Origin of the sequence: Shimia sp. R10_1 (assembly GCF_017744095.1) — a bacterium.
Classification (GTDB): domain Bacteria; phylum Pseudomonadota; class Alphaproteobacteria; order Rhodobacterales; family Rhodobacteraceae; genus Shimia.
Map to the genome: position 1 here is coordinate 1 of NZ_JAGHQX010000013.1, position 21,484 is coordinate 21,484.

Sequence of the window (21,484 nt, forward strand, 5' to 3'; positions counted from 1 at the left end):
AAGATCATCGTCGCGATCAACAAAGACGAAGAAGCCCCAATCTTCCAGGTGGCAGACTACGGCCTCGTCGCAGACCTCTTTGACGCCGTTCCAGCCCTCACCGAAAAACTCGGATAAGCTGGACAGCACACAGACACAGAAAGGCCCGCCACTTTGGCGGGCCTTTTTTGTCAGTACTTCGGTCTGTTCTCCGAAGACCTGCGCCTTACACAAGCGCCTTCAGGCTCTCAGACACGGCCGCAGCGGTCTCCTCATGGGCTTTGACGCTCAGCATGCGTTGCGCGGCCCCACGCTCCAACGTGCCAAACGCCATCCCCTCCACGCCTTGCGCCAAAGCGTCTTCGCTCAACACAACTTCAACCACGTCTTCCACCAAAGGCCGCAGCTCTTCGATCATCAGTCGGTCCACAAACAGAGGGTCCGGCCCCAGCCCACTGGTGCCAAGCGCAGTCTCAGGCGCGTGATCGGCGACCCACAACAGCACCACTTTGCCACCAATGGTATTGAGCAAAAGCTTCATCCGTGCGCTCCACGCCATCCGCAACTCATCGCGGACCATGGAATAGCGATCCGGCGTGCGGGCGCACAGCGTGCCCAACATATGACGCGTAAAATGAAACTCGCTAAAATCGATTTCGTTAAACACCATCTGCATCATATTGGAGGCGCCAATAAACCGATCGTTGCGGCGCGGATGCACCTTGTAATACCGGTTGGACATATTCTGCGCGCCCATGACCTGAACCACGGTCACCTCAGCCCTTTGCGCCATCTCCAAAACCGATGGCTCAGCCAGAAAGGCGTCTATGCCAGCGTTCACATAGCCCAAATTCACACATGTAAGCGGCAGTGTCTGATCGACGATCTCCACAAACGGCTGCTGCACAAATTTCCCGTAGGTTTCCGTCCCGCCAATAAATGCGACATACGGATCATCCAACGATTTCTGTGGCCCGCGAAACATCAGCCGCGACTCGCCATAATGACAGGGCTCGTACTCCAGCGCACCGCCATCCATCTTCTCGTAAGACATAATCTCACCCTAATTTTCTCACCCGTTTGGGAGAATCGCGCAAAGCTCTTGCTAAAAGGCTAATGCGCGCCTTTGACATAAGTTTTAGCGACTCCTCCCCCTTGCGGCTGTTGCGGAGGCAGGCATAAAGTCTGCGCAGAGCTCAGAGAGGATAATGAGATGGACATCAAAACGATTGGCGTCGTTGGCGCGGGCCAAATGGGCAACGGCATCGCACATGTTATGGCGCTTTCGGGATATGATGTGCTGCTCAATGACATCAATCAGGATGCGCTGGACGCCGCAGTCGCGCGCATCGACAAAAACCTAGAGCGGCAGGTCAGCCGTGAGAAGATTTCCGCCGATGCAAAGGCCGACGCCATGGGCCGCATCAACACCACGCTGAAACTGCCGGACCTTGGCACCACCGACCTGGTCATCGAAGCCGCGACGGAACGAGAAGAGATCAAACATCAGATCTTTGACACCCTGAAGCCGCATCTCGCACCACATACGATTCTCACGTCAAACACCTCATCGATCTCTATCACACGTCTCGCCAGCCGCACGGACCGGCCAGAGCGTTTCATGGGGTTCCACTTCATGAACCCTGTTCCGATGATGCAACTGGTCGAGCTGATCCGCGGCATCGCCACCGATGAGCCCACCTATAAAGCCTGTCTGAACATCGTGGAGCGTCTTGGTAAAACTGCCGCCAGCGCCGAAGACTTCCCGGCCTTCATCGTGAACCGCATCCTGATCCCAATGATCAACGAAGCCTGCTACACGCTCTATGAAGGCGTGGGCAACGTCGCCTCCATCGACAACGCCATGAAGCTGGGTGCAAACCATCCGATGGGGCCACTGGAACTCGCAGACTTCATCGGTCTGGACACCTGCCTTGCGATCATGAACGTGCTGCACGACGGCCTTGCAGACACCAAGTACCGCCCCTGCCCGCTGCTCACCAAATATGTCGAAGCGGGCTGGCTGGGTCGCAAAACCAAGCGCGGCTTTTATGACTACCGTGGCGAAACACCGGTTCCGACTCGCTGATCCACACAGTGTGATCCACAAAAAAAGGCGCGAGGATCTCCCTTCGCGCCTAACATCAACAAGTGGATAAATCGCGCTTTATGCGCCCTTGCCCAGATCCAGTGTATGCTGGCGCAGCCACGCCATAAAACCACGCGGATCCGTGTGCAGGCGTTCCATCTGTTCATCCGTCAAAGGCTTGCCAACCACCGGTTTCTGCGGCTTGTGACAAGAGCGCACGATCTCGTGCAACAGCAGGCCCTGCCGCAAAATCGGTGAAATCTTGTTGGCAATTTGATAGGCACGGCTGTTTTGCCCCGGATAGAAAATCGGCACGACGCGCGCACCAGACCGGCGGATCATCTGTGCTGTGAACACATTCCATTCCCGCTCAATCGCCGGGCCAAACCAAGTGTCAGAGCTCATCACCACCCCGGATGGGAAAAGCGCGACAACGCCCCCCTCTTTCAGATGCGCCATCGCTTTCCCGCGCATCTCAACCATCTTGCGCTGTGCGTCAGGATCATGCGGGAACGGCACCGGGATCATAAAACTGGAGGCGGTCTCATCCAGTCCCGTCAATACGGAACGCGTCAAGATGCGATAGTCCTGGCGCACCCGTCCGATCAGGTCGGCAAAAATCATGCCGTCCACCATACCATGGGGATGGTTGGCAACCACAACCACAGGGCCGTCTGTCGGAATATTATCCAGCTGCTCCAGCGGGGTGGTCAGATCAATGCCCATGACATTCAGCGCACCACGCCAGAAATTTTGGCCACGATACTGCTCGGTGCTGCGCTCAAACTTATTGACCATGCGCAACACAGTCAGCTTGCCTGTGAACCATTCGATGGCGCGAATGGCGAAGGCCGTCCAACGGTCATCAAAAGAATTGGCATACGTCAACGTGCGCCGATCATAGATATGACCGTCGGTTTCGCTGGCAGGTTTGTTAACCTGCGCCTCTGGCACTGTGTCTACCAAGTCCGTCTTCCTGTGCCACCGCGGCCCGATTAAAAGCCTTCGCCGAACTTGTCTGCGACAAGCGCCTCAATGGCGTCGGCCAAGGCCAAAGCATCTGGCCCGCTGGTTTCTACGTCAATGCTGGTGCCTTTGGAGGCCGCCAACATCAGCAAACCCATAATACTGTCCCCACCTGCACTCAAGCCATCCTTCGCGACTTCTGCGGTGGCGTCAAATCCTTCGACAACTTCAACAAGCTTGGCGGAGGCCCGCGCGTGCAGCCCTTTTTCGTTCACGATCTGCATCGTGCGTTGGACAATCTGGCTCATGTCACTACCCTGCTTGAATATTTTGGCTGTCAATATACTTGCGACCGGCCTCTAGCGCAGCGCGCACGGCCTCGGCCACATCTAAATGGCGGCTTTTGGCCAATTTGATCAACATTGGTAAATTTGCACCATAGAGAATGCGACGATTGCTCGGCGCACAGGCGCGCAGACTCAAATTGGACGGCGATCCCCCAAACATATCGGTGACAATCACCACGCCATCGCCGCGATCAACGGCGTCGGCAGCCTCACAAATTTCACGCTGTTTCTGGGGGCGATCGTGATCGGCCTCAATCGTTATGGCCGCAACAGCACCCTGTGCGCCGACCACATGCTCCATGGCGGCCAGATACTCTTTGGCCAACCCGCCATGTGCGACGATGACTATTCCGATCAAACTGTTCTTTCCCCATCTTCCTGGCAAATCGGTCTGCGGGCAGGCAGCGAGGCAAACCGATTAAGCTCGCGATGCCTTATAGACACCTGCCAGCCCCTGTTTGCAAGGGATTCGGCCATCGTTTCGGTGACAAAGACAGAGCGATGTTTGCCCCCCGTACACCCAAACGCAATCATTAAATGGCTGCGCCCTTCGCGGATATATCCAGGCAATACCCCATCAATCATCTGCTGCGCTGTTGTCATGAAGGGGGCAAATCCCGGATCTTCAGCGACATAGGCGCCAACAGCGGCGTCCCCGCCATCCAACGCGCGCAGATCTTCCTGCCAGTGCGGATTGTGCAGAAATCTGCAATCAATCACGATATCGGCGCCCTGCGGCAAGCCCCGCTTATAGCTGAACGATGTGATCGTCAGCCCGATCGCCTGATCGCTCAACTGTGAAAAGCGCCCCTGTACCGCCTGTCGCAACTCGTGCGGGCTCAGTTCAGACGTGTCGATCAAGACATCCGCATGGTTGCGCAATCCACTCAGCAGCGACAGTTCACGGTCAATGCCTTCGGTGGGATCTTCCTGTCGCGCCATCGGGTGGTTGCGACGCGTCTCATTGTACCGCCGGCGCAGCACGTCTGCGCGACAATCCAGATAAAGAAGATCCGCCGCAGCATTCGGAATCGCGCGCGCGATGTCCATCGCAGACAGCAAAGCGTCCCGAGAAAAGTCGCGGTTTCGCACATCCAGGCCCAGCGCCATCGGCTGGCACAATGGCTCACCGGACAGCAACCGCTCAAGCAGTCCCAGCGGCAGGTTGTCGATGGTTTCGAACCCAACATCCTCCAGCGCTTTGATCGCGGTTGAACGTCCAGCGCCAGATGGCCCGGTCAGCAAAACAAGTGGATAAGTGTTCTCAGAGGCGGGCATGTTCCGTCCTTAAGCGTTTCGACCATGGCGCAGCATCTGCAAAATCGCCGCCGCAAAATAAGGGGCATCCACCCCCCAGAGCAAAGGGACCGGCTTGCCCAGAATATGCGCCTCGCGCGGGTGCGGCAAACGATCCATCTCTATCTGATCCAAATCCACAACCAGTTGCAAACGGGCCTGCAGCTCTGTCTCCGCACGTAAGATACCGACCCCACGCGCTTCGACAAGCCCACGTGTGGTGTCTGGCGCACGCACCCAAAGTCCGTCTCCGGCCTGCCGCACAAGCGTTTGGTCATCCGCAACCAGCATCGCACCATAAGCCATCAACTGAAGCGACAGAGAGGATTTTCCGCGCCCGGATGCCCCCCGGATGAACACAGCCCGCCCCGCATCTGCCACACAGGATCCGTGCAGCAAGACTTCGTCTGCTTGCCCTTTCGATTGGTCTGTTGATGCGCTCACCATATTGCTGCGCGCCTGCTCCATAGCTCAGACCGGCAGGCCAACAACAAAGCGCGCGCCCAACGGCTCAGAGGTCACATCCGCATCCGTGGGGCGAATGTTTTCGGCCCAGATCACACCGCCATGGGCTTCGACGATCTGTTTGGAAATCGCGAGACCAAGACCAGAGTTGTTGCCAAACTGCGACTCGGGCCGATGGGAATAGAAACGGTTGAAGATCTTGTTCAGGGACTGCTCAGGAATGCCTGGCCCGGTGTCTTCCACCACCACCAGCACGCGGTTTTCACGCCGCCGCACCCAAATCCGGATCGCGTCACCCTCTTCACAGAAACTGATCGCATTGGTGATCAGATTGACAAACACCTGCGCCAAACGCGCTTCAAGCCCATGAATGTCAATCGGCCCCTCCGGCAGGTCGGCGATAAAATCGATGCTCTTTGATTTGGCATCTTCGCTCAGATACTGCGCCAGATTGCCAATCATCACCAACAGATCGAAGGTCTCTTCTTCTTCTTTGACCAGCTCGCTATCAAGCCGCGACGCATTGGAAATATCGCTCACCAAACGGTCCAGACGACGCACATCATGTTCGATCACGTTCAGCAATTTCTCGCGATGCTCATCTTTTTTTACAACCCGCAGCGATCCCACCGCCGAACGCAGCGACGCCAAGGGGTTCTTGATCTCGTGGGCCACGTCGGCCGCAAATTGTTCGTTGCTGTCGATACGCTCATAAAGCGCAGAAACCATGCCGCGCAGCGCGCCGGACAAACGGCCAATTTCATCAGGCCGCGCCGTAAGATCGGGAATGCGCACGCGCCCCGGATTGACCTTGCGGTTGTCTTTGTCACCGCCAAGCTCGGCCGCAGCCGCCAGATCAGACAGCGGGTTGGAAATCGTCGAGGCCAGCACCATCGACAATCCGACGGACACCACAATCGCGATCAAAAACATCTGCAGCACGCGTTCCCGCTCAGAGCTGACCATGTCATCAAGTTCACCAGACGCACTGGTCAGCGTCACGGCACCAACCACCTGCGCCCCCTGTCGGATCGGCACCGCCATCGCAAAGACACGATCACCAGACATATCCGTCAACGTCACCAGGCGTTCTTCCCCAGTCACCGCTTCCTGGGCCAACACCAGTAGTTTTTCTTGCAACCCTGCACCACGTGGGGCTGTGGGCTCACTTGATCCCACCACCGCGTCCCAAAGACGGCTCAGCGCAGATGTCAGGGGCGTGCCATCTGGACGCTCGGCAAAATCATCAGCCGCAGAGGCTGACGCGCTGCCCTCATTCGCGCCCACCACATTGGGGGCCGTGTCAAATACAGTCACACTTGTGCCGGTCTGCAGCGGCAACTTTTGCAAAGTGGCCGCAACATCCACACCGTCATTTGTCGCAAGATTGACCGGCGCCCCCGCCGGAAGCTGCGCTTCAAAAGCCCCAGCTATCAACCGCGCCTCAGTGACAAGCCCAGACGCCCGCTGCACAGCAAAACTGTCGCGCGCACTGTTGAGATACAGGATACCCGCGACCAGAACGCACAGCGCGATCAGGTTAAACGTGATGATTTTCCGCGTGAGAGGCGATTTGCTCAGCGGCAACAGCCGGCGACGGTCACGCCGACCTCGCATTTCTCTTTCGGCACGGGCTTCAGGCGCGACCCAATCGTCACCCAAAACAACGTCCCCGTCCCGCCCTTGCGCCATGTCTCGCACGTCGGTCCTTTCGGCCTTACGTCGTTACTCTTCGTTGTACCTATAGCCAATGCCATACAGCGTCTCAATCGCGGAAAAATCCGAATCCGCGGTACGCATCTTCTTGCGCAAGCGTTTGATATGGCTGTCAATGGTACGGTCGTCCACATAGACCTGGTCGTCATAGGCGACATCCATCAGCTGGTCTCGGCTCTTTACAAAACCGGGGCGCTGCGCAAGCGCCTGCAACAGCAAGAACTCAGTGACAGTCAATGTCACGTCCTTGCCTTTCCAGCTCACGGAATGGCGCAGCGGATCCATCGTCAGATCGCCGCGTTCCATAATTTTGGTGTCTTCGGTGTCACCCACGATGTCACCGTCCACAGCTTCCTGACGGCGGAGCAGGGCACGAATGCGCTCCACCAGAAGGCGCTGACTGAACGGTTTCTTGACGTAGTCATCCGCGCCCATGCGCAGACCCAGAACTTCGTCGATCTCATCATCCTTGGAGGTCAGAAAAATCACAGGCATCGTGGTTTTCTGACGCAGCCGTTGCAACAGATCCATGCCATCCATGCGCGGCATTTTGATATCCAGCACAGCCATGTCGGGAAGTTTCTTGTTGAATGCGTCCAGCGCCTGCTGGCCATCATTATAGGTCTCGACTTCAAAACCCTCGGCCTCAAGGGTGATTGAAACCGACGTCAAAATGTTTCTGTCGTCGTCCACGAGGGCAATTCTTGACATCGGACGGATCCTCTTACTGCTCTTATTTTATGCCTAATTTTTTAGACATTATGCGCATCTCACGTACCGGCAATCAACGCAAAAGTGCGATTCGGGTCTCAAACCGGACTTATTAGGCCGCAAAATCGCTAACCAATGGCTAAATTGTCTCACTTTCAGAGACAAACAGCCCAACAATGTTCCGATCGGAACACTTGGTTGCGCTAACCTGAATTTGGTTGCGCTAACTATGCCAAAGCGTCCTGTTCTTCCAATAAATCCTCATGTTAAGACCGACGGACAACGCCGAGGAGACGGTGGTCGCGCAAGATTATTGCCCCCTCAAGTTCATTAAAGATCGCCGCCAAAACCGCGCGGCTACAGGAGTGTAAGAAATGACATTTGGACGGGTAAACCCGCAATTCCGCCTGCAAGATCAAGGGATCGAAGGTCTGGGCAATGTCTATTACAACTTTATGGAGCCCGCGCTGATTGAGCATGCTCTGAAGCGCAACGAAGGCACGCTGGGCAATGGCGGCACCTTCCTTGTGAGCACCGGCGAGTTCACCGGCCGCTCGCCCAAAGACAAGTTCACCGTGCGCACCCCGATGACCGAAGACACCATCTGGTGGGAAAACAACCACGAGATGGCCAGCGACGCCTTTGACCGCCTGCATGCCGACATGCTGGAGCACATGAAAGGCCGCGACTACTTCGTCCAGGATCTCACCGCCGGTGCCGATCCGACCCACGCCATCAACGTGCGCGTTGTGAACGAGCTGGCTTGGCACAACCTCTTCATCCGTCACCTGCTGCGCCGCCCTGACCGCGATGCGCTGGATCAGTTTGTGGCTGATTACACCATCATCAACTGCCCAAGCTTCAAGGCCGACCCGGCCAAGCACGGCTGCCGCTCTGAGACCGTGATCGCGGTCAACATCGAGAAGAAGATGATCCTGATCGGCAACACCGAATATGCTGGTGAAAACAAGAAATCCGTCTTTGGCCTCTTGAACTACCTGCTGCCGGAAAAAGGCATCATGCCGATGCACTGTTCCGCCAACCACGCCAAAGACAACCCTGTGGATGCAGCGATCTTCTTCGGTCTCTCCGGCACCGGCAAGACCACGCTCTCCGCCGATCCAAACCGCACGCTGATTGGCGATGACGAGCACGGCTGGTCTGACCGTGGCACCTTCAACTTTGAGGGCGGCTGCTATGCCAAGACCATCGGCCTGAACCCCGAAGCTGAGCCGGAGATCTACGCCACCACCAAGATGTTTGGCACCGTGATCGAGAATATGGTCTATGACGAAGAGACCAAAGAGCTCGACTTTGAGGACAAGAGCCTCACCGAAAACATGCGCTGCGCCTATCCACTGGAGTCGATCCCGAACGCCTCCGACAACGGCCTTGGCGGTCACCCCAAAAACGTGATCATGCTGACCTGCGACGCCTTCGGCATCCTGCCTCCGATCGCACGTCTGACCCCGGCGCAGGCAGAATACCACTTCCTGTCCGGCTTCACCGCCAAAATGGCGGGCACCGAGCGTGGTCTGACCGAGCCAACCCCGGCCTTCTCCACCTGCTACGGCGCGCCGTTCATGCCACGTCGCCCAGAAGCCTACGGTGCCCTGCTGCGCCAGAAGATTGCCGAATTCGGCACCACCTGCTGGCTGGTGAACACCGGCTGGACCGGCGGCGCCTATGGCACCGGCTCCCGCATGCCGATCAAAGCCACCCGCGCCCTGCTCACCGCAGCGCTCGACGGCTCCCTGAACCATGTGGAATTCCGCAAAGACGCCAACTTCGGCTTCGAAGTGCCCGTCTCTGTGCCGGGCGTAGACGACAGCCTGCTCGACCCACGCGGCACATGGGCGGACAAAGACGCCTATGACGCACAGGCCGCCAAGCTGGTGGGCATGTTTGCCGACAACTTCGAGCAATACCTGCCTTACATCGACGCAGACGTGAAAGCCGCCGCCATCGGCTAAGCGACAACCCACCCCAAATTCGAAGGCCCCGCGTTCAGACGCGGGGCTTTTTGTTTCTTGGTGCGTGTTTTCAGAACAACGGCCTGAGTGCGAGTGCGCTCACAAAGAGTCCCACCCCAAAAACACCGTGCGTGATCACGCTTCTCAATCGCAGCCTCCAAGGATCAGGGGTATTTGAGACCGCAACCCCCCATCCAAAGAGCGGCTGAAAGATGAGCCACGGCACGAGAACCGTCCCCAGTCCGAACCCAACACTTTGCACGCCAAGAATGGCGCTTGAGACGGTCGTGTCGAAAAGCAGGACAAAACAAACACCAAAGACCACACCCATCAAGATGTGCGCGCTCCACCCAAGCAAAGCCTCACCAGAAATAGCCTCTGACTTGCGAATGTCGTCATGTGCAAAGCCCGATCTTGGCAGCGACCCGATCCAGCGTCCAACAAGACAATAAAAGCCGTTTGTTCCAGACAAGCCCTGACGCAGAACAGCGACGACATCCATAAAAACCGTCGCCCCAAGACCCACCGACGTTCCAAAACCGAGCAACTCCGCGAAATTCATTTTCTTTCCTTTCTGTGAAGAATCCCGCAGAGTTTTTGCAAGTTGAAGCGAGGTTTAAGTCAAGATGTACCGTCTCGATATTTCAGAGGTCGCAAAACGCAGTGGCGTGTCGGCCTCCGCACTGCGCTATTATGAGAAACGCGGGCTGATCACCTCTGACGGGCGGCGCGGTTTGCGCCGGGAATATGACGACTCCGTTCTCACGCGCCTCGCCCTGATCGCGCTGGGGCAACGCGCGGGGTATTCCTTGGAAGAAATCTCGTCCCTGTTGCACGCCTCCGGTGGCAAACTGGAACTGAACCGTCAAAACCTGAAGACGCAAGCAAAAAGCCTCCGATCTCAGGCTGAAGAACTGCTGGCCACCGCAGAGTTGCTGGATCACGTCGCGGCATGCACCGCGCCGTCTCACTTGGAATGTCCCCGATTTCAGGCTTTGCTCAAAGCCGCGATAGAATACAGAGACGACTCTTCAAACACCCTTATTCAAGCATAGAGGCCCAGATATGATCGCCTATATCACCATCGGCGCAGACGATATCCCTGCCGCAGAACGCTTCTATTCTGCGTTCCTGCCCGCCCTCGGCTATCGGCTCGAGCACTACCACGGCGATCTCAGCTATATCCCACCGGGCGAGCCGCCAACGTCCCCGGACTTCTATATCAAATCCCCATTCAACGGCGCACCTGCCTCCGCAGGCAATGGCACGATGGTAGCCTTTCAGGCAAACAGCCAACAGCAGGTGCGTGATCTGCACGCCACCGCCCTATCCGAGGGCGGCACAGATGACGGCGCGCCCGGTTTCCGCGACGCCTACAGCGACAACTTTTATGTCGCCTACCTGCGTGATCCCCAAGGCAACAAACTCGCTCTCTTCACTACAAATCCGTAGGATGCGCAGTCCCTGCGCACCACCCGCTCTTTCCCAAAGGCACGCAAAATGCACATCCGCCCTGAAACTTCAGCCGATATCGACGCCATCCATAGCCTGACCGAAGCCGCCTTTGGCCAGCCGGAAGAGGCGCGTCTTATCGACATGCTGCGCGCGGATGGTGATGCAGCGATCTCGCTTATCGCTGAAGACAAGGACCAGATCATCGGCCATGTCCTGTTCTCCCCGATGGCCGCCCCGGTGCGCACGTTGGGTCTTGGCCCGCTGTCCGTTTCACCAGACCATCAGAAACAAGGCATCGGCGCAGCGCTTGTTCGCCACGGGCTTGCACAAGCGCAGAGGGAAGGCTGGCAAGCCAGCTTCGTTCTGGGCAATCCGGCCTACTACAGCCGCTTTGGCTATTCCGTAGATCTCGCCAAAGACTTCACCAACCAATTCGCAGGCCCTTATTTCATGGCGCTGGAACTTGCGGCAGGCGCGCTGAAAACCCCATTTGCAGTCTCCTACGCACCCGCCTTCGCAAAGCTCTAGGCAGAGCGCACCCCTTTGTGCCACGCCGCGCGCAAGGACGGCACGCCCTCAGTCAGCCGGAACCGGATCATATCCGCCTGCAAGCCCACCTCCAGACGCCCACGATCAGTCAGGTTGGTATATTTCGCAGGTGCCGCTGTCACCGTGTGCAGCCCCTTAGCCATATCGCCCCAGGTCTGCCCCAGCATCACCGCACCCAAAAGCAGGGAGGACGGCACATAGTCTGAGGAAATGATGTCCAGCAAGCCAAGCTCCGCCAGCTCGATCGCCGCCACATTGCCCGAATGGCTGCCGCCACGCACAAGGTTCGGCCCGCCCATGATATTGGCAATGCCATGGGCATGGTTGGCGCGCGCTGCCTCCACCGTGGTTGGGAACTCCGCCAGATGAATGCCATAGCCCGCCGAGGTCGCCACCTGCGCCACCGTGGTGTCATCATGGCTCGCCAGCACCGCGCCAAAGCGCTTGGCCTCCGCCACAGTGGCCTCCTCATGCGCTTTCCCAAGCTTGTCGTGCAGCCCATGCAGAAAGGCGACGTATTCCTCAAACCCTTCTGCATCCATGGCGTATTTGCCGCGAATATAGCTCTCAAACTTGCTCACATCCTGAAACTGGCGCTGCCCCGGCGTGTGATCCATCAGGCTCACGATCCCGATGCGGTCCTCCGGCCCAAACTCCGCCAACTCTTCAATCAACGTCTCAGAACAGGTCTCCGCCCGCAGATGCAGATGGTGGCTGATCCGAAGCCCGCCACTGTCGCGCATCGACAGCAGCTCATCGGCCACCACCCGTGCATATTTGCCATATCTCTTATTGGGATCAGACAGGATCGAGCCGATGCGCAGCGCGTCAAACACCGTGGTGATGCCCACGCTCGCCAGCTCTGCGTCATGGGCCACAATCGCAGCCTGATGCGGCCAGTCCACCTTGGGGCGGGGGCGCATGTGACGCTCGAGATTGTCAGTGTGCAGCTCAATCAGCCCCGGCGCAACAAAGTCGCCCTCGCAATCCTCCGCCCCAGCAGGCACCGCCGCGCCCTGGTCCATCTCTACAATCACCCCATCGCGCACCACAACGGAGCCGGTCACGGTCTCGTTGGGCAAAACAAGGGTGGCATTTGCAAGGATCATCTCTTGTGTCATGTGGGTGTCACGCATTTTTGGCATTCGCTGTCAAAAGGTTGAAAGAGGCAACATGCAGTTCAAACGATACGGCATTTATTACACGCCAGAGCCCGGCGCTCTGGCAGATTTTGGCGCCCAATGGCTGGGCTGGGATCCGGTGACGGGCGAACGCCGCGCGCATCCAGAGATCGCGGGCCTTCCGCGTCCCGTGGAAGAGATCACCGCCACCCCGCGCAAATACGGGCTGCACGGCACCATCAAGCCGCCCTTCTTTTTGGCGGAAGGCCAAAGCCCAGACGCCCTGCAAGAGGCGCTGGCCGCGCTCTGCGCCACGCTGGCCCCCGTCACGCTGCCCGGCTTGACCCTGTCCCGCCTCGGCAGCTTTCTGGCGCTGAAAATCGACGGGGATCAAACCCCACTGGCCGCACTGGCCGCGCGCGCGGTCAAAGAGCTCGACATGTTCCGCCGCTCCCCCTCTGACGCCGAACTGGCGCGTCGCCGTCAGGCAAACCTCTCGCCTGCGCAGGAAGCGCTGCTGGCGCAATGGGGATACCCTTACGTGATGGAGGAATTTCGCTTCCACATCACGCTCACGGGCCGGCTTGGCAAAGACGCCGAGGAAACCCAGGCCGCGCTTCTGCCCCACATCACACCGCTTTTGCCACAGCCCTTTGTGGTGAGCAGCCTGACCCTGGTGGGCGAAGACGACAGCCAGATGTTTCACGAAATCCAACGCTACGCCCTCACCGGTTGAAGCGCCTCAAGCGCGGCGGCCACCGTGGCCGCCAGCGCGCCATCATTGGCAACTTCCACCACATCTGCCCCCGCGGGGCGTGACACGCCAGCCCGGGCCAGACGGCCGGCAATCTCCGCTTCTGTCTCCCGTCCCCGCGCCGCCAGCCGTTGCGCCAGCGTCTCCACATCTGCAGTCAGCGAAAGCACGGCAAAATCCTCAAACGCCGCCCGCGCCTGATCCAGCACGCCACGGGACAGATTCACCAGAACAATCCGCGCGCCCGCCTGCTGAAGCGCCTCACGCGGCACGCCATAACGCAGCCCATGTGCGGGCCACCAAAGCGCAAAAGCATCCTGCGCCACCAGCGCATCAAACTCCGCATCTGTGGCACCGATGGAGTTCTCGCCACCCGCGCCTGCTGCCCGCGTGATCACCCGGCGCGCCAAGACCACATCAGCACGCGCCGCCGCCATGGCCTCCATCACCGTGTCCTTGCCCACGCCCGAAGGCCCCACGACCCCCACAACCCGCACAGGCAACGCCGTGTGTCCCATCACGCTGCTCCCTGCAGGCCAGGGGTAAAGACGGAGACATCAATCTCGCGGTCACAGACCTGATCACGCGCCGCCTCATCGTGGAAAATCCCGACAATCGCCGCCCCACGTGCCTTGGCCTCCTCAATCAGCCCCAGCACCGTGGCACGGTTCGTGGCATCCAGTGAGGCTGTCGGCTCATCCAAAAGCATCGCCGGGTAAGTATGGGCAAAGCCGCGCGCTATGTTTACCCGCTGCTGCTCCCCACCAGAGAAGGACGTCGGGCTCAGCTGCCAGAGCCGCTCCGGGATGCGCAGCTGGGTCAGCAAATCCCGCGCGCGGTCCCGCGCCGCCTCGGCCTCAACACCCACAGCCAGCAAGGGCTCCGCCACCACATCCAGCGTTGGCACCCGTGGCACCACCCGCAGAAACTGGCTCACATAGCCCAAAACCTCACGCCGCAGCGCCAGGATCTCACGCGGCTCGGCCTGCACCACATCCACGCCATCCACGACGATAGACCCACCCGCGGCCAGGTAGTTGCCATAAATCATCCGCATCAGGGTGGATTTCCCCGCACCAGATGCCCCGGTCAACGCGACGCACTCCCCCCGGGCCACACTCAGGTTGGCCCCATCCATCACCGGGATCACCGCGCTGCCCTGATTGTGCAGGGTGAAGGTCTTGCTCAGATCTTTAATTTCAATCATCTGATTTCTCATTCCCAAATATCCTCGGGGGTTTGGGGGCAGACAGCCCCCAACCTGTCAAACTTGTAGAACGGAACTGACCAGCAGCTGCGTGTAGGCATGTTGCGGATCATCCAGCACCTGGTCTGTCAGCCCAGTCTCCACCACATGGCCATCCTTCATCACCATCAGCCGATCCGCGAGCAAACGCACCACCGCCAGATCATGGGTCACGATGATGGCGCTCAGCCCCATTTCGCGCACCAATCCGCGCAACAGATCCAAGAGCCTCGCCTGCACAGAGACATCAAGCCCGCCCGTTGGTTCATCCATGAACACCAACCGCGGCCCAGTCACCAGATTGCGCGCAATCTGCAGGCGCTGCTGCATCCCGCCGGAAAACTGCGTCGGGCGGTCATCCACGCGACCCTCGTTGATCTCCACACGACCCAACCAGTCAATCGCCTCTGCGCGGATGTTGCCGTAATGGCGTGCGCCCACGGCCATCAGCCGCTCACCCACATTGCCGCCTGCGCTCACATTCATGCGCAACCCATCCCGGGCATGCTGATGCACAAAAGCCCAGTCCGTGCGGCTCAGCATACGCCGTTCCGGCTCACTCATGGTGACCGTATCCCGCATCGCACCATCGCGCATCTCAAACAGCACCTCGCCCGTCTCCGGGCTCAGATGACCGGCAAGGCAGTTGAGCAAAGTGGACTTCCCAGAACCACTCTCCCCAACAATCCCCATGACCTCTCCGGGGTAGAGATCAAAGTTCACATTCTGGCAGCCAATACGGTTGCCATAGTATTTGCTGATGTTTTCAACTTTCAGAAGCGGCGTCATGCGGCGGTCTCCTCAAGGGCTGCGGCCTGCGCGCCCACGTGCCCGGCGGCACGGCGGCTGGCGCAATAGTCGGTGTCAGAACAGACAAACATCCGGTTGCCCGCATCATCCATGATGACCTCATCCAGATAGCTGTCCTCGGCACCACACATGTCACAGGGGTGGTCGGCCTTGCTGGCCTCAAAGGGGAAATCCTCAAAATCAAGGCTCACCACTTGGCAATAGGGCGGCAGCGCATAGATCCGCTGCTCACGCCCCGCGCCAAACAGCTGGATCGCCGCCATTTCCATCTTCGGATTGTCAAACTTCGGGATCGGGCTCGGATCCATCACATAACGGCCCTCCACCTTCACCGGATAGGCATAAGAGGTGGCAATCGCCCCATGTTTGGCAATGTCCTCATAGAGCTTCACATGCATGAGGCCATATTCCTCAAGGCTGTGCATCTTGCGGGTTTCCACCTCAGACGGCTCCAGAAAGCGCAGCGGTTCCGGGATCGGCACCTGATAAACCAGAATCTGATCCTCGCGCAGCGACTCTTCGGGAATGCGGTGGCGGGTCTGAATGACACTCGCCTGCGCGGTTTCCTCTGTGGTGGCCACACCTGCGGTCTTTTCAAAGAACTTGCGGATTGAGACCGCATTCGTGGTGTCATCCGCGCCTTGGTCGATCACCTTCAGCGTATCATCCGGCGTCAGCGTCGCGGCAGAGACCTGCACGCCCCCCGTGCCCCAGCCATAAGGCATCGGCATCTCTCGGCTGGCAAAAGGCACCTGATAGCCCGGGATCGCCAGCCCCTTGAGGATCGCCCGGCGGATCATCCGCTTGGTCTGCTCATCCAGATAGGCAAAGTTGTAGTCAGACATGTTCTGGCCCTCTCAAGGTAAGCCCTAAATTGCGTGCATGTGGTTTGCCGACGATAAGATATGGCACCCGGAGTGCGTGCCGCAGGCACGGACCGCGCCCGACCCTCCCCACGGGAGGGCGCATTGCGCCGTTCTGCACATCACCTGCGTTGGCGCGCATGGCGGCTGAACTATCACCAACACGACGTGTCAAAGCGCCCACCCAGGCTCGGGCGCGCTCCTCTCTGTTTACGCACCCAAGCTTCATTCCGCCGCCTCCTGCACAGGCGCTTGATCTGATGCCACATTTTCCATCGCCTCACGGCGCAGCTTGCGGATCAACTCCAGTTCAGATTGGAAATCCACGTAATGCGGCAGCTTGATGTGCTCCAAAAACCCCGTCGCCTGAATGTTGTCGGAGTGATAGAGCACAAACTCTTCATCCTGCGCAGGCGCGCCGAGGTTGTCTTCGCCCAGCTCCTGCCAGCGCAGCGCGCGGTCTACGAGCGCCATGGAAATCGACTTACGCTCAGACTGGCCAAACACCAGCCCATAGCCGCGCGTGAACTGCGGCGGCTCGGTTTTGGAGCCCTGAAACTGGTTCACCGTCTCACATTCGGTCAGCTCAATTTCGCCAATCTCAATGGCGAATCCCAGCTCCGGGATCTCCATCTCCACCGCAACCTTGCCGATGCGCAGCTCCCCCACAAAAGCGTGGTTGCGCGCATAGCCCCGCTGCGTGGAGTAGGCCATCGACAGCACAAACCCCTCATCGCCCCGCGTCAGCGCCTGCAGGCGCAGCGGGCGGTTTGCGGGCAGCTCCAGCGGCTCTCGCGTCAAATCCCCCGGCGTTTCTTCCGAGCTGACCTCTGTCTGGATCAGCCCCTCTTTGTTCAGAAACTCCGTGATATGCGGCGTCGGCTCTGCGCGCGCTTCGCCACGCTCCACCACCGGTGTTTCCCCCTCAGCGGCCAGAGCAAAATCCAGCAGGCGGTGGGTGTAATCAAACGTCGGCCCCAAGACCTGCCCACCCGGCGCATCCTTGAAGGTTGCGGAAACCCGGCGATCACAGGCCATCTCTTCGGTTTGCACCGGCAGGGATGCGCCAAAACGTGGCAATGTGGTGCGGTAAGCGCGAATGAGGAAAATCGCCTCAATCATATCACCGCGCGCCTGCTTGATCGCAAGTGCGGCCAAATCCGGATCATAAAGCGATCCCTCAGCCATCACCCGGTTCACCGCAAGGCTCAGCTGCTCGCGGATCTGCGCAACGGACAGTTCCGCCACACTCAGATCACCACGCCGCTCTTCGGCCAACCACGCATGCGCATTGTCAATCGCGCGTTCGCCGCCTTTCACTGCAACATACATCAGGCCGCCTCCACTTTCGTTGTTCTTGGCAGCGCGGAGACCTGATCCCCGCAGGTGAAGAAGAAATCGAGCCCCAGCGGGAACAGCAGCGCGTTCATCTGAAACGCCTCTGTTTCCGGCAGAGCCATCTCAGCCGTCTCTTTGATGCCCGGCCCCCGCAATGTTGCGCCTTCCTGTGCAAGCGCCTCACGCTCCACAATCAGCGTGGCAGAGCGATCCGGATATTCCGGCGTGCCAATCGCAAAGCGGCTGAGCGGCGCAAGGCTCTCCCAATCGCCCACAGCAAACATCGCGCTGTCTGCACCGACAATCGGAGCACCTACGTGGAATGCGACCCAATCCCGCACCGCTTGGCAATCAAAGTCTCCTGCCAGATGCAGCGGCGTGTCCGGATCACAGAGCGTCAGGATCAGCGTGCCCGCCGCCGTCGATAACGGCGCAGGTGGCACAGCCCCCTTCAGCCTTTCAACGGTGCCGGGCCGCGCCATCACATTCATCGCCGCGCGAAACGCATGCGCCGCATCGACCGGCGCATCGGCAAATCCGCCTTTCAGAACATCTGCGTTCATCAGTCCTCTCCCCGCACCATGGTGAAGAAATCCACCTTTGTGGCCGCCGCCTTTTCCGCACGTGTGGTCTTGGCCTCTGCAAGCTCATCGCCCAGCGGCTTCAGGATCGCGACTTCCACCGCCGCCGCCTCTGGCCCCTGCATCAGCGCATCCACCAGCGCGGCAATCTCTGCCTTCTGCTTGTCACGCCCCTGCACATAGCCATGGCCGACCTCCCCGCTCTCCAGCTGCAACGCGCAGCGGGTCAGCGTCATCTCCCCGAGGTTGAAAGGCGCACCCGTGCCGCCAAGGCGTCCACGCACCATGGTCGCGCCTATTTCTGGCGCACGCAGCCAGTGAAAGGCTGGCGCGGCGCCATGCTCTTGCCAAAGCGCCAAAAGCCGGTCTGCGGGCGCTTTGGCGAGCAGCGACATCCAGGCGCGTCTTTGATTTTCTGCGGTCATCTAGACACCTTGTCGATTTGTCTATTTTCCTATACAACTAGACAAATCCTAGCGACACATCGCGAGTCGCGCAATCCGTCCCCCCATGAAGTTTTCATGACAGAGACCGCAACATGAGCGCCAAACGCACCCCGATCTGGCAATCCATCGCCAGCACCCTGACCGAAGACATCGCAGAGGGCCGCTATGGTCCAGGCGACAAGCTGCCCACCGAGGCCGAGCTCTCTGGCCGCTTTGGCGTCAACCGCCACACCGTGCGCCACGCACTAAAATCGCTGGCGGACAACGGCTTGGTACACGCGCGGCGCGGCGCTGGCGTCTTTGTCGCGCAGGTTCCCACCGACTATGCCATCGGCAAACGCGTGCGATTTCACCGCAACCTCGAACAGGCTGGTCGCTTGCCGGGCAAAGAAGTGCTGCATCTTGAAACCCGCAGCGCAGATGCGGCAGAAGCAAGCGCCCTCGCGCTGCCTGAGGGCGCAGACGTCCATGTCTATGACGGCCTGTCCCTCGCTGATGGCAACCCAATTGCACTCTTTAAAAGCGTCTTCCCCGCCGCGCGTTTCCCTGATCTGCCCGCCCAGCTCTCACGCCTGCGCTCTGTCACCGCCGCGCTCAAGGAAAATGGCGTCGCCGATTACACACGCGCCTCCACCCGTCTGACAGCCCGCCGCGCCAGCGCAACCGAAGCCTTGCACATGCGCATCGCAGAGGGGGATCCCGTCCTGCGCACCAAAGCCATCAACATCGACCCCGAAGGCACGCCAGTGGAATATGGCATCACCTGGTTTGCCGGTGACCGCGTCACCCTCACGCTGACCGAATAACCTGCCCGATCTGTAGCCACCGATGGCAGAAAAACGCGCAAACGTGGTTTTTTACGGATTTCATCCCCCAACGTCACGCAGCCGACACATAACAGGCTTAGAGAGAGCAAAAACACCCACAAGAGCATTCTTATGTCCAGTTCTCCTCTCTCTTTGCGCCTGACGGGCGCACAAGTCCTTCGTGACGGCGCTTTGCAGGACACCGCTCTGGCGTTTTCCGAAGGTCACATTGTCGATCATGCGCTGCCCGAAGTTGACCTGTCCGGCTATCTGTTGATGCCGGGCATCATCGACCTGCACGGCGATGCATTTGAACGCCACATCGCGCCACGCCCCAGCGCGCCTTTCCCTGTCGCCATGGGCCTGCGCGGCACCGATCGCGATGCGGCCGCAAACGGCGTGACCACGGCGTGGCTTGCGCAAAGTTGGAGTTGGGAAGGCGGCCACCGTGGCCCGGATGCGGCGGAAAACCTGCTGGCGGCACTGGACGCCTACCGCCCGCACGCCCAGACCGACCTGCGCATTCAGATCCGTTGCGAGACCCATACGGTCCACACCCGTGATCGCCTGATTGCAGCGGTGGAACAGCACAACGTCGACTATGTGGTGTTCAACAACCACCTCGAAGAAGCGCTCTATCTGTCACGCGTCAATCCAGAAGCGCTGGCCCATTGGGCAAAAGGTGCCGGGCGCACCCCACAAGAGCATCTGGCGCTGGTCCACGCCGCCTTTGACGAAAGTCCGCAGGTGCCGCGTCACCTCTGCGCGCTGGCCGAAGCCTTTGACCGGATCGGTGTACGCTACGGCAGTCACGACGATCCTGATGGCGACACGCGGGAGCGGTATTCCGTGCTTGGTGCGCGGGTGTGTGAGTTCCCAACCGCGCGCAGCGCGGCAGCCGTGGCCAAAGCGGTTGGCGATCACGTGGTGATGGGCGCGCCCAACATCGTGCGCGGCGGCAGCCAGGCTGGCAACATTCAGGCCGCGCGCCTTGTGGCCGATGATCTCTGTGATGCACTGGTGTCTGATTATCACTACCCGGCCCTGTCCAAGGCGGCCTTCCGCATGGTGGACGACGGCTTGCGCGATCTGCCCTCCGCCTGGGCGATGATCTCCACCAATGCCGCCAAAATCATGGACATGACCGATCGCGGCACGCTCGCGCCGGGCCAGCGCGCCGATATCGTCATTGTTCACCCGGACACCCACGCGATTGAAGGCACCATCGCGGGCGGGCGCATCAGCCATCTGTCTGGCGACGTGGCCCACCGCTTCTTTGACGCGGCCTCCGAAACAAAACTGGCGGCGGAATAACCCGCCGCCTCAGGGAGGGGGAGAGTAACGCCTCAGCCCCCGTATTTCTCCAGAAACGCCTCTGCCTTCAGCGCGCGAAAATCCGTCAGCGCCGCGCGCAGGCGGCTGTGCTCCCAGTCCCACCACGCCAGCGCCATCAATCGCTCAGACACATTCTCGCTGAACCGTCGCCGCAGCGGTGTCGCGGGCATCCCCGCTACAATCATGTACGGCGGCACATCTTTGGTCACCACCGCACCACTCGCCACCACGCAGCCATGGCCCAGTGTCACCTCCGGCTTGATCATCGCGCCATGGCCAATCCATGTGTCATGGCCAATGGTCGCCACCCGGCTCTGGCGATGGGCAAAAAACGCCGCATCCGGTTCTGCATCGTCAAAATAGTCGTCTGAGCGATAGAGAAAATGGTGCAACGAGGCATTTTCCATCGGGTGATCTGTTGCGCCGATCCGGCTGAAAGCGGCGATATTGGCAAACTTACCGATCCTGGCATTCGCCACTTCCGCCATTCGATCACAATAAGAATAATCGTCAAAATGCGCCGAAATGATCCGGCTGCCCTGCCCAATTTCCACATAACGCCCAAAAGTCGCGTCATGCAAAATGCAGTCAGGATGGATCAGCGGCGTCTCTGCTGAGAGCTTGGCCATATGCGGCTC

Annotated in this window: 26 protein-coding genes and 1 pseudogene; 9 read left to right on the forward strand and 18 right to left on the reverse strand. The window is 59.4% G+C overall.

What is annotated here, in order from left to right; genetic code table 11:
* Positions 1–117 (forward strand): annotated as a pseudogene (locus tag J7413_RS18430) (electron transfer flavoprotein subunit alpha/FixB family protein); the annotation flags it as partial.
* An 88-nt stretch (positions 118–205) separates the two neighbouring features.
* On the opposite strand, the gene J7413_RS18435 reads toward J7413_RS18430, so the two are convergent.
* A complete protein-coding gene (locus J7413_RS18435) occupies positions 206–1,033 on the reverse strand; it encodes a DUF6473 family protein (RefSeq protein WP_209100925.1) in 828 nt (275 codons plus the stop codon).
* A 159-nt stretch (positions 1,034–1,192) separates the two neighbouring features.
* Between J7413_RS18435 and J7413_RS18440 the strand changes: the two genes are divergently transcribed.
* Positions 1,193–2,068 carry a 3-hydroxybutyryl-CoA dehydrogenase gene (locus J7413_RS18440; protein ID WP_209100927.1) on the forward strand — a complete coding sequence of 292 codons (876 nt, stop codon included), beginning with the start codon at positions 1,193–1,195 and terminating at the stop codon, positions 2,066–2,068.
* A gap of 78 nt (positions 2,069–2,146) precedes the next feature.
* Here the strand turns inward: J7413_RS18440 and J7413_RS18445 are convergent, their stop codons facing one another.
* From J7413_RS18445 to J7413_RS18475, 7 genes are read right to left on the reverse strand one after another with little or no spacing between them, the layout of a single operon-like run.
* On the reverse strand, positions 2,147–3,034 hold the full coding sequence (locus J7413_RS18445) for a lysophospholipid acyltransferase family protein (protein ID WP_209100928.1): 888 nt from the start codon (positions 3,032–3,034) through the stop codon (positions 2,147–2,149).
* 29 nt (positions 3,035–3,063) lie between these two features.
* Positions 3,064–3,333, reverse strand: coding sequence for an HPr family phosphocarrier protein (locus J7413_RS18450; RefSeq protein ID WP_209101038.1), 270 nt, complete (start codon positions 3,331–3,333; stop codon positions 3,064–3,066).
* 13 nt (positions 3,334–3,346) lie between these two features.
* Positions 3,347–3,739, reverse strand: coding sequence for a PTS fructose transporter subunit IIA (locus tag J7413_RS18455; protein ID WP_209100929.1), 393 nt, complete (start codon positions 3,737–3,739; stop codon positions 3,347–3,349).
* Complete coding sequence (gene rapZ / locus J7413_RS18460; protein ID WP_209100932.1) at positions 3,736–4,659, reverse strand: RNase adapter RapZ; 924 nt, start codon at positions 4,657–4,659, stop codon at positions 3,736–3,738. Before rapZ ends, J7413_RS18455 begins: the two co-directional genes overlap by 4 nt.
* Positions 4,660–4,668: 9 nt before the next feature.
* Positions 4,669–5,124: an HPr kinase/phosphatase C-terminal domain-containing protein gene (locus tag J7413_RS18465; protein WP_209100934.1), complete on the reverse strand. Its 456-nt coding sequence runs from the start codon at positions 5,122–5,124 to the stop codon at positions 4,669–4,671.
* 24 nt (positions 5,125–5,148) lie between these two features.
* Complete coding sequence (locus tag J7413_RS18470; protein ID WP_209100936.1) at positions 5,149–6,834, reverse strand: sensor histidine kinase; 1,686 nt, start codon at positions 6,832–6,834, stop codon at positions 5,149–5,151.
* A 33-nt stretch (positions 6,835–6,867) separates the two neighbouring features.
* Entirely contained in the window at positions 6,868–7,569 is a 702-nt protein-coding gene (locus tag J7413_RS18475) for a response regulator transcription factor (protein ID WP_209100938.1), read from the reverse strand.
* A gap of 374 nt (positions 7,570–7,943) precedes the next feature.
* On the opposite strand from J7413_RS18475, the gene J7413_RS18480 reads away from it, so the two are divergent.
* Positions 7,944–9,542: a phosphoenolpyruvate carboxykinase gene (locus J7413_RS18480; protein ID WP_209086019.1), complete on the forward strand. Its 1,599-nt coding sequence runs from the start codon at positions 7,944–7,946 to the stop codon at positions 9,540–9,542.
* A gap of 70 nt (positions 9,543–9,612) precedes the next feature.
* Here J7413_RS18480 and J7413_RS18485 read toward each other — a convergent pair whose 3' ends face one another.
* Positions 9,613–10,104, reverse strand: a complete 492-nt coding sequence (locus tag J7413_RS18485; protein WP_209100939.1) for a DUF2938 family protein — start codon at positions 10,102–10,104, stop codon at positions 9,613–9,615.
* A gap of 64 nt (positions 10,105–10,168) precedes the next feature.
* On the opposite strand from J7413_RS18485, the gene J7413_RS18490 reads away from it, so the two are divergent.
* From J7413_RS18490 to J7413_RS18500, 3 genes are read left to right on the forward strand one after another with little or no spacing between them, the layout of a single operon-like run.
* Positions 10,169–10,597, forward strand: coding sequence for a helix-turn-helix domain-containing protein (locus tag J7413_RS18490; RefSeq protein ID WP_209100941.1), 429 nt, complete (start codon positions 10,169–10,171; stop codon positions 10,595–10,597).
* Positions 10,598–10,607: 10 nt separating this feature from the next.
* Entirely contained in the window at positions 10,608–10,994 is a 387-nt protein-coding gene (locus tag J7413_RS18495; protein WP_209100949.1) for a VOC family protein, read from the forward strand.
* A 48-nt stretch (positions 10,995–11,042) separates the two neighbouring features.
* A complete protein-coding gene (locus tag J7413_RS18500; protein ID WP_209100952.1) occupies positions 11,043–11,525 on the forward strand; it encodes an N-acetyltransferase in 483 nt (160 codons plus the stop codon).
* Here J7413_RS18500 and J7413_RS18505 read toward each other — a convergent pair.
* Positions 11,522–12,667 carry an alpha-D-ribose 1-methylphosphonate 5-triphosphate diphosphatase gene (locus J7413_RS18505; protein ID WP_209100954.1) on the reverse strand — a complete coding sequence of 382 codons (1,146 nt, stop codon included), beginning with the start codon at positions 12,665–12,667 and terminating at the stop codon, positions 11,522–11,524. The two genes, J7413_RS18500 and J7413_RS18505, sit on opposite strands and share 4 nt — an antisense overlap.
* A gap of 52 nt (positions 12,668–12,719) precedes the next feature.
* Here J7413_RS18505 and J7413_RS18510 point away from each other — a divergent pair, with 52 nt between their 5' ends.
* On the forward strand, positions 12,720–13,403 hold the full coding sequence (locus J7413_RS18510; RefSeq protein WP_209100956.1) for a DUF1045 domain-containing protein: 684 nt from the start codon (positions 12,720–12,722) through the stop codon (positions 13,401–13,403).
* Here the strand turns inward: J7413_RS18510 and phnN are convergent.
* The 7 genes from phnN to phnG form a co-directional block, all read right to left on the reverse strand.
* On the reverse strand, positions 13,385–13,939 hold the full coding sequence (phnN, locus tag J7413_RS18515) for a phosphonate metabolism protein/1,5-bisphosphokinase (PRPP-forming) PhnN (protein ID WP_209100958.1): 555 nt from the start codon (positions 13,937–13,939) through the stop codon (positions 13,385–13,387). The genes J7413_RS18510 and phnN overlap by 19 nt on opposite strands.
* Positions 13,939–14,628: a phosphonate C-P lyase system protein PhnL gene (gene phnL / locus J7413_RS18520; protein ID WP_209100960.1), complete on the reverse strand. Its 690-nt coding sequence runs from the start codon at positions 14,626–14,628 to the stop codon at positions 13,939–13,941. The genes phnN and phnL overlap by 1 nt, the downstream gene beginning before the upstream one ends.
* 57 nt (positions 14,629–14,685) lie before the next feature.
* Positions 14,686–15,456: a phosphonate C-P lyase system protein PhnK gene (phnK, locus tag J7413_RS18525; protein WP_209100962.1), complete on the reverse strand. Its 771-nt coding sequence runs from the start codon at positions 15,454–15,456 to the stop codon at positions 14,686–14,688.
* Positions 15,453–16,322 (reverse strand): alpha-D-ribose 1-methylphosphonate 5-phosphate C-P-lyase PhnJ, encoded by an 870-nt coding sequence (locus tag J7413_RS18530; RefSeq protein WP_209100970.1) that lies wholly within the window; start codon positions 16,320–16,322, stop codon positions 15,453–15,455. Before J7413_RS18530 ends, phnK begins: the two co-directional genes overlap by 4 nt.
* A 243-nt stretch (positions 16,323–16,565) precedes the next feature.
* Complete coding sequence (locus J7413_RS18535) at positions 16,566–17,672, reverse strand: carbon-phosphorus lyase complex subunit PhnI (RefSeq protein WP_209100972.1); 1,107 nt, start codon at positions 17,670–17,672, stop codon at positions 16,566–16,568.
* On the reverse strand, positions 17,672–18,241 hold the full coding sequence (gene phnH / locus J7413_RS18540) for a phosphonate C-P lyase system protein PhnH (RefSeq protein ID WP_209100974.1): 570 nt from the start codon (positions 18,239–18,241) through the stop codon (positions 17,672–17,674). The genes J7413_RS18535 and phnH overlap by 1 nt, the downstream gene beginning before the upstream one ends.
* Positions 18,241–18,684: a phosphonate C-P lyase system protein PhnG gene (gene phnG / locus J7413_RS18545; protein ID WP_209100976.1), complete on the reverse strand. Its 444-nt coding sequence runs from the start codon at positions 18,682–18,684 to the stop codon at positions 18,241–18,243. The genes phnH and phnG overlap by 1 nt, the downstream gene beginning before the upstream one ends.
* Before the next feature lie 113 nt (positions 18,685–18,797).
* Here phnG and phnF point away from each other — a divergent pair, with 113 nt between their 5' ends.
* Positions 18,798–19,511, forward strand: coding sequence for a phosphonate metabolism transcriptional regulator PhnF (gene phnF / locus J7413_RS18550; RefSeq protein WP_209100977.1), 714 nt, complete (start codon positions 18,798–18,800; stop codon positions 19,509–19,511).
* Between the two features lie 132 nt (positions 19,512–19,643).
* Positions 19,644–20,825, forward strand: a complete 1,182-nt coding sequence (locus J7413_RS18555) for an alpha-D-ribose 1-methylphosphonate 5-triphosphate diphosphatase (RefSeq protein WP_209100978.1) — start codon at positions 19,644–19,646, stop codon at positions 20,823–20,825.
* 32 nt (positions 20,826–20,857) lie between these two features.
* On the opposite strand, the gene J7413_RS18560 is transcribed toward J7413_RS18555, so the two are convergent.
* Positions 20,858–21,475 (reverse strand): chloramphenicol acetyltransferase, encoded by a 618-nt coding sequence (locus J7413_RS18560; protein ID WP_209100979.1) that lies wholly within the window; start codon positions 21,473–21,475, stop codon positions 20,858–20,860.
* Positions 21,476–21,484 lie beyond the last annotated feature (9 nt).